The organism is Paraburkholderia adhaesiva (genome assembly GCF_021390575.1).
GTDB lineage: Bacteria > Pseudomonadota > Gammaproteobacteria > Burkholderiales > Burkholderiaceae > Paraburkholderia > Paraburkholderia adhaesiva.
Genome location: NZ_JAJEJQ010000003.1, coordinates 126805 through 141545 on the forward strand (window position 1 = coordinate 126805; position 14741 = coordinate 141545).

The window sequence follows — 14741 nt, forward strand, 5'->3', positions numbered from 1 at the left end:
GTGTATTCCTCCGCTTACGTGTTCGACGTCGCCTTACGCGACTTCGGCATATCCGCGAACACGACACTGCCCTGCTGCTTCGCGCCGAACAGCGAACCTTCCGTCACACCGCCCGAACAACCGTTGCCGAACGAGAAGCCACAGCTGCCCTTCTCGTTGAAGCTGTCCTCGACCATTTCCTTGTGCGACGACGGAATCACGAAGCGGTCTTCGTAGTTTGCGATCGCCATGATCCGGTACATGTCTTCGACCTGTTCCGGGGTGAGGTTCGTCGTACTCAAGAGCGACGGATCTTCGATGCCATCGACCGATTGCGCACGCTTGTATGCGCGCATAGCCAGCATGCGGCGCAGTGCGTCGATCACCGGTGCCTCGTCGCCTGCGGTCAGCAGGTTCGCGAGATACTGCATCGGAATGCGCAGGCTCGCGACGTCGGGGATCACGCCGTCGTGGCCAATGTGGCCCGCGTCCGCTGCCGACTGGATCGGCGAGAGCGGCGGCACGTACCAGACCATCGGCAGCGTGCGGTACTCGGGGTGCAGCGGGAACGCGATTTTCCACTCCACCGCCATCCGGTACACCGGCGATTTCTTCGCGGCGTCGAGCCAGTTCTGCGCGATGCCCTGACGCAATGCCTCGGCTTCCACCGCCGGGTCATTCGGGTCGAGGAACAAATCGAGTTGAGCCTGATACAGATCCGTCTCTTTCTCGACGCTTGCTGCCTCGCTGATACGGTCCGCGTCGTAGAGCATCACGCCGAGATAGCGGATACGGCCCACGCAGCTTTCCGAGCACACGGTCGGCTGACCCGCCTCGATACGCGGGTAGCAGAACACGCACTTCTCGGCCTTGCCGGTCTTCCAGTTGAAGTACATCTTCTTGTACGGGCAACCGGACACGCACATACGCCAGCCGCGGCACTTGTCCTGGTCGACGAGCACAATGCCGTCGTCTTCGCGCTTGTACACCGAGCCCGACGGGCACGATGCAACGCACGCCGGATTCAGGCAGTGCTCGCACAGACGCGGCAGATACATCATGAAGGTGTTTTCGAACGTCGAATACATCTCCTTCTGCACGTTCTCGAACAGCGCATCACGGCCGCGCGACTCGAACTCGCCACCGAGATCGTCTTCCCAGTTCGGACCCCAATGGATCTTGTCCATCTTCTTGCCGGTGATCACTGACACCGGGCGCGCGGTGGGCGGCGTCTGCGAGAGACCCGCTTTCTGCAGATGCTCGTAGTCGTACGTGAACGGCTCGTAGTAGTCGTCGATGGCAGGCAGGTTCGGGTTCGCGAAAAGGTTCGCGATCACCTTGAGCTTCGAACCCTGGCGCGGCTCGATATGGCCGTCCTGCTTGCGGACCCAACCGCCGTTCCACTTCTTCTGGTTCTCCCACTCCTTCGGATAACCAATGCCTGGCTTCGTTTCGACGTTGTTGAACCACGCGTACTCCACGCCGTCACGCGACGTCCACACGTTCTTGCACGTAACAGAGCACGTATGGCAGCCGATGCACTTGTCCAGGTTCAGGACCATTGCCACCTGGGCACGAATCTTCATGATGCTGCTCCTTCGACGAGCGGGCCTTCAAGCCACTCGACCTTGTTCATCTTGCGGACGATGACGTATTCATCGCGATTGCTGCCGACCGTGCCGTAGTAGTTGAAACCATAGGCAAGCTGCGCATAGCCACCGATCATGTGCGTCGGCTTGAGCACCGTGCGCGTGACCGAGTTGTGGATACCGCCGCGAAATCCGCTCGTCTCGGCGCCCGGCGTGTTCACGATCTTTTCCTGAGCGTGATACATGAGGCACATGCCGCGCGGCACACGCTGGCTCACCACCACGCGCGCAGTCAGCGTTCCGTTCACGTTGAAGACTTCGACCCAGTCGTTGTCCTTGAGGCCGGCCTCCTTCGCTTCGGATTCCGAAACCCACACGTGCGGACCACCACGCGAAAGCGTGAGCATGCGGATGTTGTCCGAATACGTCGAGTGGATACCCCACTTCTGGTGCGGCGTGATCCAGTTCAGCACCAGTTCGTGCTCGCCGTTCGGCTTCGCACCGAGCATCGGCTTGATGGTCTTCGTGTCGATGGCCGGCTTGTAGCTCGCCGAAGCCTCACCGAAGTCGAGCATCCAGCGGTGGTCCTGATAGAACTGCTGACGGCCGGTGAGCGTGCGCCATGGAATCAGCTCGTGCACGTTCGTGTAGCCCGCGTTGTAGCTGACTTCTTCCGATTCGAGACCCGACCACGTCGGCGCGGAGATGATCTTGCGCGGCTGCGCCTGAACATCGCGGAAGCGGATCTTGTCGTGCTCGCGTCCTTCAGCCAGGTGCACGTGATCGCGGCCCGTGATCTTCGAGAGCGCATCCCACGCCTTCACCGCGACGTGACCGTTGGTTTCCGGCGCGAACGTGAGGATCATTTCCGCCGCGTCGATTGCGGTGTCGAGACACGGACGTCCATCCGTCACGCCCGTGCGATTCGTGATGCCGGTGAGGTGCGCGAGTTCGCCCACCTCGTGCTCCGTGTTCCAGTTGATGCCCTTGCCGCCGTTGCCGAGCTTGTCGAGCAGCGGCCCGACCGACGTGAACTTGTTGTAGATCTCGCGATAGTCGCGCTCCACAACCTGCATCGAAGGCGCGGTCTTGCCGGGAATCAGGTCGCACTCGCCATGACGCCAGTCCTTCGGCTCGAACGCCTGACCGAGTTCGTTCGGCGTGTCGTGCAAGAGCGGCGTGCAGACGAGGTCGGTACGCGTACCAAGATGCGCACCGCCGATCTCCGAGAACTTCTTCGCGATGGCCTTGTAGATCTCCCAGTCCGTCTTGCTCTCCCACAGCGGCTGCACTGCTTCCGAAAGCGGGTGGATGAACGGGTGCATGTCGGACGTGTTCAGGTCGTCCTTCTCGTAGAACGTCGCGGACGGCAGCACGATGTCGCCATAGAGGCAGGTCGTGCTCATCCGGAAGTCGAGCACCGTGAGCAGGTCGAGCTTGCCCTCTGCAGCCGGGCGCACCTTCACTTCCGACGGCTTGATGGCGTCGTCCTCGTCGCCGAAGACCGCGTTCTGCGTGCCGAGCAGGTACTTGAGGAAGTACTCGTGACCCTTGCCCGAGCTACCGAGAATATTCGAGCGCCACACGAACATGTTGCGCGGGAAGTTCACGGGATTGTCGGGGTCGTCGCACGCGAAATTCAGCGCGCCGGACTTCAGTTGTTCTACTGCCCAGCCAATCGGCTCACGACCTGCGCGCTTCGCGGCTTCGACGACGTCGAGCGGATTCGCGCCGAGCTGCGGTGCCGACGGCAGCCAGCCCATGCGCTCGGACTTCGCGTTCAGGTCGAGCATGCTCAAACCCTTGTAGCGCTCGCGATCCGCGCCCGGGCTGAGAATTTCGTCGAGCGAGACCTTCTCGTGACGCCACTGGCTCGTGTGGTTGTAGAAGAACGACGTGCCGTTCATCTGGCGCGGCGGACGCACCCAGTCGAGCGCGAACGCGAGCGGCGTCCAGCCGAACTGCGGCCGCAGCTTTTCCTGACCCACGTAGTGCGCCCAGCCGCCACCGCTCTGGCCGATACAGCCGCACATCATCAACAGGTTGATGATGCCGCGGTAGATCATGTCGTTGTGGTACCAGTGGTTGAGCGCGGCACCGAGGATCACCATGCTCTTGCCGTGCGTGCGATCCGCGTTGTCCGCGAATTCACGCGCCACCTGGATCACGAGCTTGCGCGGCACCGTCGTGTGCTTTTCCTGCCACGCCGGCGTGCAGGGAACGTCGTCGTCATACGACTGCGCGACGTTCGGGCCGCCGAGACCCTGATCGACGCCGTAGTTCGCCATCTGCAGGTCGTACACCGTCGCGACGAGCACGCTCGTGCCGTCCGCCAGCGCAACACGCTTTGCCGGCACGCGACGCGCCAACATCGCACCGTGCTCTCCGCCGAAATACGGGAAGCTCACGTCGGCAACTTCGTCGTGCGCATCGATGAGCGACAGACGCGGATCGATCGTACGGCCGCTACCACCGTCCTTCAGTTCGAGATTCCAGCGACCGACCTTCTCGCCGTCGTTGTGGTTCGCTTCGCCCCAGCGGAAACCGACCGAGCCGTTCGGCGCGACGATGTCGCCCGTCGCTGCATCGATCGCGAGGGTCTTCCATTGCGGGTTGTTCGCTTCGTCGAGATTGCCAGCAAGTTGCGACGCGCGCAGGAACTGGTCCGGCACAATCGCGCTATCACGCTCGGCGAGCACGACGAGCAGCGGCATGTCGGTGTATTGCTTGACATAGTCGCGGAAGTACGCGGATTTGCCGCTCGCGTGGAATTCCTTGAGCACGACGTGACCCATCGCCATTGCGAGCGCCGCGTCGGTGCCCTGGGTCGGTGCGAGCCAGATATCGCCGAACTTGACCATTTCGCCGAAGTCCGACGACACGGCGACGGTCTTCGTGCCCTTGTAGCGGACTTCGGTATAGAAGTGCGCGTCAGGCGTACGCGTCTGCGGCACATTCGAGCCCCAGACCATCAGATAGGTGGAGTTGTACCAGTCGGCGGACTCGGGCACGTCCGTCTGCTCGCCCCACACTTGAGGCGACGACGGCGGCAGGTCGCAGTACCAGTCATAGAACGACAGGGGCACGCCGCCAATCAGGCTCAGGTAGCGCGCGCCAGCCGCATACGAGACCATCGACATCGCCGGAATCGGCGAGAAACCGATCACACGGTCAGGGCCGTATTTGCCGACCGTGTAGGCGTTCGCTGCGGCGATCATCTCGGTCGCCGTATCCCAGTCGGCGCGCACGAAGCCGCCAAGACCACGCACCTTCTTGTAGCGCGCAGCCTTTTCCGGATTCTCGACGATCGACGCCCACGCCTGTACCGGACCGAGCGTGCGACGTGCGTCGCGCCACATGTCCATCAGCCGTCCGCGGATCATCGGATGTTTGACGCGCTGCGCCGAATACACGTACCAGCTGTACGACGCGCCACGCGGACAACCACGCGGTTCGTGGTTGGGCAGGTCGGCGCGGGTGCGCGGGTAGTCGGTCTGCTGCGTCTCCCATGTGATCAGACCATTCTTCACGTAGACCTTCCACGAACACGAACCGGTGCAGTTCACACCGTGTGTCGAGCGGACGATCTTGTCGTGTTGCCAGCGGCTGCGATAGCCGTCCTCCCACTTGCGGTCTTCGTTGACGACCGCGCCGTGACCGTTCGAGAAAGTCGCCTTGACGCGCGACATGAACTTGAGACGGTCCAGAAAGTGACTCATCTTATTCTCCGGGACTGATGCTGCGTCCAGCCTGCACTGTGTGATTGCGTGGACGTGGGGTATTCGTGAAGCTTAGTGTGACGGGCGCGCTAGCGCGCCCGGTTGCCAGCGGAAGCGAACTGCAGACGCATCAGCAAGGCATCGGCGCATTGCGGCGTGCGTAGAAAATCCACGTGACCGCTGCACACACCAGGTAAAAACCGATGAAGCACACGAGCGCCGTGACGGGCGACCCGGTGGCGGCGATCGACGAACCGAAGCTCCTCGGGATGAAGAAGCCGCCGTATGCGCCCATCGCACCCGCAAAACCGAGCACCGCTGCCGACTCCTTGCCGGCCTCGGCCAGCACCTGGTGCTGTGTAGAGGCGCCCTTGGCCTTCGCAAGGCGCTGATGCTGCGTGAGGAAGATCACCGGGATCATGCGGAACGTGGAACCGTTGCCGATACCGGTCAGGGCGAACAGCACGATGAACATCGCGAGGAAGCCGCCGAAGTTGCCAGCCGATCCGTCATGCGGCAGGAAGGCGATCACACCGACCACCGCTGCAATCATCGCGAGGAACGTAAAGAGCGTGACGCGCGCGCCGCCCATACGGTCCGAGATCCAGCCGCCGATAGGACGTGTCAGCGCACCGGCGAGCGGCCCGAGGAACGCGTAGGCCGTCGGGTTGATCGCTGGGAATTCTGCCTTCGTGAGCAGCGCAAGGCCCGCGGAGAAGCCGATGAACGAACCGAAGGTGCCGACATACAGGAAGCACATCAACCAGTTGTGCGTGCGGCGGAAAATCACTGCCTGCTCGCTGAACGACGCCTTCGCATCGGCGATGTCGTTCATGCCGAACCAGGCTGCAATCGAAGACACAATGATCAGCGGAACCCAGATGAAGCCCGCGTTCTGCAACCAGATGCTGTGTTCGACACCCTTCGCGACATAGGTCTGGCCGTCACCGAGCACGCCGCTGAACACGGCAGTCGAGATGACGATCGGCGTGACGAACTGCACCACCGAAACGCCGAGGTTACCGATACCAGCGTTCATGCCGGTCGCGAAGCCCTTGCGCTGCTTCGGAAAGAAGAAGCTGATGTTGGCCATCGACGAGCTGAAGTTCGCGCCACCCAGACCGCACAACAGTGCGAGCACTAGCAGTGTTTGATACGAGGTCGACGGATCGCGCAGTGCGAAGCCCATGCCGAGCGCCGGGATCAGCAGCGTGGCCGTCGAGATCGCGGTAAAACGGCGACCGCCGAAGATGGGCACGAGGAACGAGTAGAAGATGCGCAGCGTAGCGCCCGACAGTGCGGGGAGTGCCGTGAGCCAAAAGAGCTCGTCCTTGGTGAAGTGGAAACCGCCCTTGTCGAGATTGACGACGGTGACGCTCCACAGCGACCACACGACAAACGCCAGCATCAGCGCGGGAATGGAGATCCAGAGGTTGCGGTTGGCGACCTGCTCGCCACTCGCTTTCCAGAAACGCGAATTCTCCGGCTCCCATTCAGTCAACAGATATTTAGACATGATGTTTGCTCAATCAAAAAAAAGCACGCCACATACGTGGCGTGCGAGGAAATCAGTGGCCCACGGTCTCGCGCACCTGCACGTTGCTCTCTTTCTGAGCACCGGCCTTGCCCAGCGCCTCCGAGCGGTACGAAAAGTGCATGAACAGCAGGCTGACAACAGTTGCACCGAACATCAGCATGAAGCACGTGCTGCGCACGCCGGTCAGATCGACCAGCAACCCGAACATAATCGGCAGGATGAAACCGGCAAGGCCGCCAGCCAGCCCGACGACGCCCGAGACCGCGCCGATGTTGTCGGTGTAGTCGTCACCGATGAACTTGAAAACCGACGCCTTGCCGACCGCGACTGCAATGCCGATGATGAACATGACGACCGTATAAAACACCGGACCGGCACCGATGGTGAACGCAAGCGGCCCATGTGCGCTGTGGATCACGAAATCGGTCGGCGGATAGCTCAGCACGAAGAAGCCCGCGAGCGCGACCCACATCACGGCCCACGTCGTGCGATATGCGCCGAAACGGTCGGAGAGCCAGCCGCCGAGCGCACGCACCACGCCACCCGGCAGAGAGAAGCATGCCGCGAGCAGTGCCGCGCTCTCGATTCCGAAGCCGTATTGCTGCACGTAGTACTGCGGCATCCACAGCGCGAGCCCGACGTAGCCGCCGAATACCACCGAGTAGTACTGTGCGTAGCGCAGAACGCGCGGGTCGGCGAGCACCTTGAACTGACTCCCGGCGCTCGCCCGGGTCGGGACGCGATGCGCGGGATTGCTTACCGAAAGGGCAAGAAAGACGAATGCGGTGATAAGCATGGCTATGGCGTAGACCTTCGGTACGATCGTCCACGTACCGGCGGTGACGATCAGCACAGGCGCCACGAACTTGTTGAGTGCGGCGCCGGAATTGCCCGCGCCGAAGATTCCCATCGCGAGACCCTGTCGCGACTTCGGAAACCAGCGCGCGACGTAAGGGGTGCCAACCGAAAACGACCCGCCCGCCACACCGACGAATAGGCCGAGCAGCAGAAACTGCCAAAGCTGAGTTGCATACGACACGAGCCAGATCGGCACGACAGTCGAGAGCATAGTGAGGAAAAACACGATCCGGCCGCCGAAACGGTCGGTCCACATACCGAGCGGGACGCGAATGAGCGAGCCGGTCAGTACGGGTGTTGCGGCGATGAGACCAAACTCCGCATCGCTCAAATGAAGTTGTGACTTCAACGGAATGCCGAGGATGGAGAACATCATCCAGACGGCGAAACAGATCGTGAAAGCAAATGTGCTTGATCCGAGCACGCGCCACGCGGCGTTTGCCCCGCTATTGATGCTTCTATTTTCCCCGTCCATTTCTATGGCCTGGTAGTTTAGTGGATAACAGTCAGCTTACTCACTATTTCGCGCGATTCCATTACTCATAGGGATCGTGTGACAACCGGACACTAGTCCTTTGGGAGTAGCTCCTTTCTGCAACCGCGTGGACGAACGCTGATGGGCGTCCGGTTGCGCGCGCACCGTTCTCCAAACCACCACTGGCCACGCACATGAGCGGCGTTGATCCTCATGCCATTAGATTAATTACCTCGTGTTTTACGGTACATTTTTGCAATTAGTTAGCTATGTTTATTACTTTACAAAGTACCTGAAACACACCGCCCACAAATCACGCCATTTGTCGCATTCACGAAAACATAATTGGCGCGGCCCGGCCGTCAATGAGCCAGGCCACGCAATAAGACAATATGTCGCATGGAGTACTCCGCCTTGCCGTTCCGCCAACCGGCAAGGCGAATTCAGCTACGCTCAGCTGGAAAAGCGCTCGCTCACGAACTGATCGGCCGGCACGCGCGCGGCAGCCGCCGCATCACGCGCACCGGTCACGAGCGCAGGCGGCCCGCAGACATAGATATCCGGTGCCGCGTCTGCCTCTGCGAGCGCCATGGCCAACGCATCGACAGGCGTACCGCGGAACCCGGACCAGTCGTCACGGGGACGCCAGACACACAGTTCCACCTTCAACTGCGGCAATTGCGCCTGAAGGCTGCGCAATTCGTCGACCATGAACAACTCTTCCTCATGCGAAACGCCGAAGAAGACCCGCGCGTCGTCCAGTTCCTGAAACTCAGCCATGCGTCGCAGCATGGAGATGACGGGCGCGAGACCCGTGCCGCCCGCAACGAACCAGCGTGGCCGCAGACTGCCCGCAATCAGGCCGAAGCCGCCCTGCGGACCGTGAACGGTCAGCGCATCGCCAACCTTTGCGCTATCGCGCAGCCACGCGGAGAACTGTCCTTGCGGCTGCAAGCGGATCAGAAACTCAAACCGTCCTTCCCAATTGCTCGTGTTCGAAATCGAAAAAGGACGTCGCACGTCGGTGCCGGGGATCTCCAGCTCGGCGAACTGGCCCGGTTCGAACTCCACCGCGCTGCCGAGCGGATCATCGGGATCGATGCTCAACTCGACTCGCACGGTGTTCTGCGCGATCGTTTCGAGCGCCGTAATCCGCGTAGCCCGCGCGGACACCGGGTGCAACAGCACCTTCGCACTGTCGTAAGGCAATGACACGCGAAGGTCGCTGCGCGGCATCGTGCGGCAAAGCAGGATGGAGCCCTCGCCGGACGGCAATGCGTCGGGGCTGTGAACGCCCAGAGCGTAGTCGCCGGCTGAGACCGTCGCGTGACAGGCACCGCAACTGCCCTGGCGGCATTGCGACGGCAACGTGATCGTTGCCGCCGCGGCCGCCGACAGCACGTCCTGGCCTGGCTCGCACGCGAAGTCGAACTGCGCTCCGTCGCGCGTGGTGATCTCGATTCGACAATTCATGATTTGGGCGTTCCTTGCAGCGTGTCAGGCGGCCTTGCGCGAGAGCGCGGCAGCGAGATCGTCGCTTGCGTTGCCGATCGGCTGAATGCCGAACTGCTCGACGAGCAGACCGAGGACATTCGGCGTGAGGAACGCGGGGAGCGTCGGTCCGAGGCGGATGTTGCGGATTCCGAGTGCCAGCAGCGTCAGCAGCACGGCAGCGGCCTTCTGCTCGAACCACGAAATGACGAGCGAGAGCGGCAGGTCGTTCACGCCGCAATCGAAGGCGCTGGCAAGCGCCATGGCGATGCGGATCGCCGAATAGGCGTCGTTGCACTGACCCACGTCGAGCAGACGCGGAATGCCACCGATGTCGCCGAATTCGTGGCGGTTGAAGCGGTACTTATTGCAGCCGAGCGTCATCACGACGGTATCGTTCGGGGCCTGCGTGGCGAAGTCCGTGTAGTAGTTGCGACCCGGTGCCGCGCCGTCACAGCCGCCGATCAGGAAGAAGTGATTGATCTGGCCAGCCTTGACTGCGTCGATGACCTTGTCCGCGACGCCGAGCACTGCATGGCGGCCGAAGCCCACCGTGATGGTCTCTTCGGGTGCCGTCTCAGCGAAGCCGGGCAACGCGCGGGCGGCCTGAACGACCACGCCGAAGTCGTGATGCTCGAGGTGGCGTACGCCGGGCCAGCCGACCGGACCGGTCGTGAAGATACGCTGACGATACTGGGGCTGCGGTTCGATGATGCAGTTCGACGTCATCAGAATCGGGCCCGGGAAATTCGCGAAGTCGCCGTGCTGATCCTGCCACGCGCCACCGTAGTTACCGGCCAGATGGGTGTAGCGCTTGAGCGTCGGGTAAGCGTGCGCCGGCAGCATTTCGCCGTGCGTGTAGATCTGGACGCCCGTTCCTTCGGTTTGCTCGAGCAGCGCCAGCAGGTCGCCGAAATCGTGACCCGACACGAGAATCGCCTTGCCCGCCACCGGCGTAACGCGCACCTTCGTCGGCGTTTGCTCGCCAAAGCGGCCCGTGTTCGCCGCATCGAGCAATTCCATGACCTTCAGGTTGACGCGGCCGAGTTCGAGCGACTGGCCGAGCAGCGCGTCGGCATCGGTGGGATCGCTTGCGAGGAACGTCAGTGCGGCTTCGACGCCCGCGTAGACCTCGTCGCTTTCATAGCCGAGCATGCAGGCGTGATGCGAGTAGGCGGCCACGCCCTTCAAACCGTAGATGACGAGCGCGCGCAGACCGACGATATCGGCGCCCACCTCGGCTGCGCCCGCCTGGATGCCGACATGCTTCGCCTGCTCCAGCAGACCCGCCATCGACTCGGCCGGTTGCCATTGCGCCGGGCCCGTCTGCTCCTCGAACGCGACACCCTGCGACTTGGCTTGCGCTTCGCAGGCGGCCTTCACGCGGTCACGCGTCTCGGCCGCTTCGCGCAGCAGCACGACAAAGCGCGACGCGTTAAAGTTGACGTTCGTCAACGTGGTGAACAGAGCGTAGAGGACAAACCGGTCAGCTTCACGATCCGGCGTGCCCAGACGGCGGGCGAGACCGCAATACTGACCGATGCCTTTGACTGCGTACACCAGCAGGTCCTGCAGGTCGGCGGTCGTCGCGTCCTTGCCGCAATTACCTTTTGCCGAGGCACAGCCCGGCTGGCTTTGGGTGCGGTCAGTCTGTTCACACTGGTAGCAAAACACGAGTACTTCTCCTATTTCGACGGTTGCGCGTGGGTTGCGCGGAGTTGGCATGCGTCGCTTCGGTTAAGGTGCGGCGCAAACGCAATTAACATGCTTTTTGTATGAATCTTTTTAAATGTTGCCGGGTTCGGATCATTCGTGTGCTGATATAAATCAAAAAACGTGCCGTAGCGGCGCCGTGTCGCACCCGTCGCGGCGTGCGAGGAAATGCCGCATCAGCGTGTTCTGTCGATCCCATATAAGATGCATGTTAAATACCTTTTTTGTGCCGGAGAACCAGCATGACCCTATATCGGATTGCCGAACCGCCAGCGCGCCCCCAGCGCGGCTTCGCCCTGTGGGCACTCGGTTTCCGCCCGTTTTACCTGGGCGGCGCGCTCTTCGCCACCGCCGCCATGCTGGCGTGGCTAGCCGAACTCGATGGGCATCCGCTGCCCGCCCTGCACCCTTATATGCCGGGGATGCTGTGGCACATTCACGAGATGATTTTCGGATTCGCTGCCGCAATCGTGACGGGCTTCCTGCTTACCGCCGTACGGGCATGGACCACGGTGACGCCCGCGGAAGGGAAATCGCTCGCAGCGCTGTGGGGGCTGTGGCTTGCGGGCCGCGTGGCCGTCGCGTACGGGAGTGCCCCGGTCGCCATAACCCTCGACATCGCGTTTCTGCCTGTGTGTGCAATCGTTCTGCTGCGCGTGCTCGTGCACGCGAAGAACCGTCACAACGTCTTTCTGCCCATCGCGCTCGCACTGCTGGCCACGACCAATCTCGTGTTCCACCTCGCCACGGCGACTGGGCGCGTGGACCTGGCCGTGCGCAGCGCCTACGTGGCGGTCGGTCTGATCGTGCTGTTCGTGACGATCATCGGTGGACGCATCATCCCGTCTTTCACCGTCAACGCGATTCCCGGCTTCGAGATCAAGAAGTGGCGCTTCGTCGAGTCCAGCATCATGCTGTTGACCCTGCTCCCTTTCCTGCTCGACGGGTTCGGCGTGACGGGTTTCTTCCTCGCTGCCGCGGCGGCCGCAGCCGCCTTCGTCCAGGGGATGCGGGTTTTCGGATGGCGTTCATGGCGTGTCGGTAACCGGCCGATTCTCACGATCCTGCACATCGCTTACGCGTGGATTCCGGTCGGTTTCGTCATGCTCGCACTCGCGGCTTTGGGTGTCGTTGCGCATTCACTCGCAATTCATTCGTTCACGGTGGGTGCGATCGGAGGCGCGATCATCGCGATGATGACGCGCACGGCGCGCGGGCATACGAGGCGGCCGCTCGTTGCCGGATATATGGATGTCGCGTGCTACGCGCTGCTCGTGCTCGCGGCGCTCGTTCGTGTGGTTGTTCCTGCGCTTGCGCCGCAGCTGACGCTCGTTGCGATCGATGTTTCGGCGGCTTGCTGGATCATCGCGTTTGCCGGGTATTTCGCCCGCTACGCTGGATGGCTCGCGAAACCGCGGGTCGATGGTAAGCCGGGTTGATGCGTTGTGTTCGTGGTGGGTCGGTGCCAGCGTGCGTGCAGGTATCGACTCCCTCAAGCACGTGCCACTCGGCCGCGGTTGCATCTCCAAGCTTCAGTTTTGCGCGCCTCATGCAGAGCCCCTAGCGCTGCATTCCTGCATTTCCGACATTTCCCCCCAGGAAGTGGACGGAAACAATCCTCCCAGTAACGCCGGCTGACCACAAAGCGGGCGACGTCCAGGCCGCCAGTGTCGCATTGTCGGCCACGGCAACACCCACACAACCCCTTCCGCTGACACATGCACCAACCCCGCGTCAGCCTGGCCACAGCTCGTAACAAGAACTCACAGAAATAACGCGCCTGAACCTTTCATTACCCTGACGTTTCGATTTCCGCGTCTTCATTGGTTAGACTTCAACTCTCGGCCTTCGCTGCGGAGCTTGCGTCGCTGCGCGTCGACGGCATAACAACCACAAGAGAATGCGTATGGAGCCATCCGGAAGCTTCCGGCATGCCGTCGACACAGCGCGGCCGCCGCGTGCAACGCACATCGGGGAAGCTGCACTTGGGGCGTCTCTCGCCCTGGCGTGCGCACAGGCAGTCAACCGTACCGAGACCGCTTTCCCACGGAGGCAAGCGTGAGCACCGCGCCAACGCCGCAAACGCCGCAAACGCCGCAACCGCCGGCCCAGCCACCGCGCAAACGCCGCGGCCCGCTGCTGATCGCTCTCGTCGTGATCATCCTGATTGCGTTAGTGATCGCGCATCTGCTGCGTGGCAAACAGCCCGAACACGGCCCGGCCGCGCAGGTCGTGACGGTCGCCACCGTCACGCTCGGCCCGATGCCCGAAACGCTCAACGCACTCGGCACGATCACGCCCATCGCCACCATCACGGTGCTTCCGCAGTTGAGCGGATATCTGACCGCCGTGGGCTACGAAGAAGGTCAGGACGTCAAGAAAGGCCAGTTCCTCGCGCAGATCGACCCGCGCCAGTACGAGATCGGCAAACAGCAAGCCGAGGCGCAACTCGCGAAAGACGAGGCGGCGCGCGACCAGGCCCACGCGGACCTCGCGCGCTTCACGCTGCTGAACGAGCGGCATTCGATCGCCGAACAGACTTATTACAACCAGCGGTTTGTCGTTCAGCAGGCGGAGGCGGCCGTGAAGGCCGATCTCGCGAACATCGCCCAGTTCGCGCTCGACATCGAGTATTGCCACATAACGGCGCCGGTGGCCGGGCGCGTCGGACTGCGGCTCGTCGATCCCGGCAACTTCGTGACTGCGTCGAGCCAGCCCGGCATCGTCGTGATCACGCAGATGAAGCCCACCACTGTCCAGTTCGCGATTCCGCAGAACACGCTCGGCGACGTGCTGCAGCGTTTCAACTCGGGGGCGACGCTGCCGATCGCGGTCTACAACAGCAACAACACGAAGCAGCTCGCCACCGGCAAGCTGTTCGCGATCAACAACCAGATGGCGACGGCCACCGGTACGGTCACGCTACGCGCGAGCCTTCCCAACGACGACGAAGCGCTCTTCCCCAACGAATTCGTGAACGTGATCCTGCTCGTGGACACGCTGCAGAATGCCGTGCTCGTGCCCACGCCCGCTGTTCAGACCGGCGCGCCCGGCGACTATGTCTATCTCGTGAACGCCGACAACACCGTCTCGGTCCACAAGGTCACGCTCGGGCCCGGCGATGGAAGGCACACCGTGATCGTCTCGGGGCTCTCGGCGGGTCAGCGCGTGGTGACCGACGGCCTCGACCGCCTCTCGGACGGTGCAAAGATCCAGCCAGCCGCAGCGCACCCCGCGGCGGCCGAAGGAGGCAGCCCAGCCCCCGGCGGCAAGGGCCAGGCCGGTAGCGCGCAAGCGCACCACGACAAGGCGGCGTCGGCTGCGCCGGGCACGCCCCGCGCGGCATCGCCGGCATCGCCGGCATCGTAAGCCGCGGACCT

At 62.5% G+C, this 14741-nt stretch carries 8 protein-coding genes; 2 read left to right on the top strand and 6 right to left on the bottom strand.

What is annotated here, in order from left to right; all coding sequences use genetic code 11:
* Positions 1 to 14: 14 nt before the first annotated feature.
* From narH to hcp, 6 genes are all read right to left on the bottom strand, one after another.
* Positions 15 to 1565: a nitrate reductase subunit beta gene (gene narH / locus L0U80_RS24605; protein ID WP_233871937.1), complete on the bottom strand. Its 1551-nt coding sequence runs from the start codon at positions 1563 to 1565 to the stop codon at positions 15 to 17.
* Positions 1562 to 5287: a nitrate reductase subunit alpha gene (locus L0U80_RS24610; RefSeq protein ID WP_233871939.1), complete on the bottom strand. Its 3726-nt coding sequence runs from the start codon at positions 5285 to 5287 to the stop codon at positions 1562 to 1564. The genes narH and L0U80_RS24610 overlap by 4 nt, the downstream gene beginning before the upstream one ends.
* A 130-nt stretch (positions 5288 to 5417) precedes the next feature.
* Complete coding sequence (locus L0U80_RS24615; RefSeq protein ID WP_233871942.1) at positions 5418 to 6803, bottom strand: NarK family nitrate/nitrite MFS transporter; 1386 nt, start codon at positions 6801 to 6803, stop codon at positions 5418 to 5420.
* Positions 6804 to 6855: 52 nt separating this feature from the next.
* Complete coding sequence (locus tag L0U80_RS24620; RefSeq protein WP_233871945.1) at positions 6856 to 8157, bottom strand: MFS transporter; 1302 nt, start codon at positions 8155 to 8157, stop codon at positions 6856 to 6858.
* Between the two features lie 453 nt (positions 8158 to 8610).
* Positions 8611 to 9630, bottom strand: a complete 1020-nt coding sequence (locus tag L0U80_RS24625) for an FAD-binding oxidoreductase (protein ID WP_233871949.1) — start codon at positions 9628 to 9630, stop codon at positions 8611 to 8613.
* Between the two features lie 24 nt (positions 9631 to 9654).
* Positions 9655 to 11322, bottom strand: coding sequence for a hydroxylamine reductase (gene hcp / locus L0U80_RS24630; RefSeq protein WP_233871952.1), 1668 nt, complete (start codon positions 11320 to 11322; stop codon positions 9655 to 9657).
* 281 nt (positions 11323 to 11603) lie between these two features.
* Here hcp and L0U80_RS24635 point away from each other — a divergent pair, with 281 nt between their 5' ends.
* The gene (locus L0U80_RS24635) at positions 11604 to 12800 is read left to right on the top strand and encodes an NnrS family protein (RefSeq protein WP_233871955.1); all 1197 of its coding nucleotides are present in this window, start codon (positions 11604 to 11606) and stop codon (positions 12798 to 12800) included.
* A gap of 619 nt (positions 12801 to 13419) precedes the next feature.
* Positions 13420 to 14730 carry an efflux RND transporter periplasmic adaptor subunit gene (locus L0U80_RS24640; protein WP_233871958.1) on the top strand — a complete coding sequence of 437 codons (1311 nt, stop codon included), beginning with the start codon at positions 13420 to 13422 and terminating at the stop codon, positions 14728 to 14730.
* The last annotated feature ends 11 nt before the right edge of the window (positions 14731 to 14741 follow it).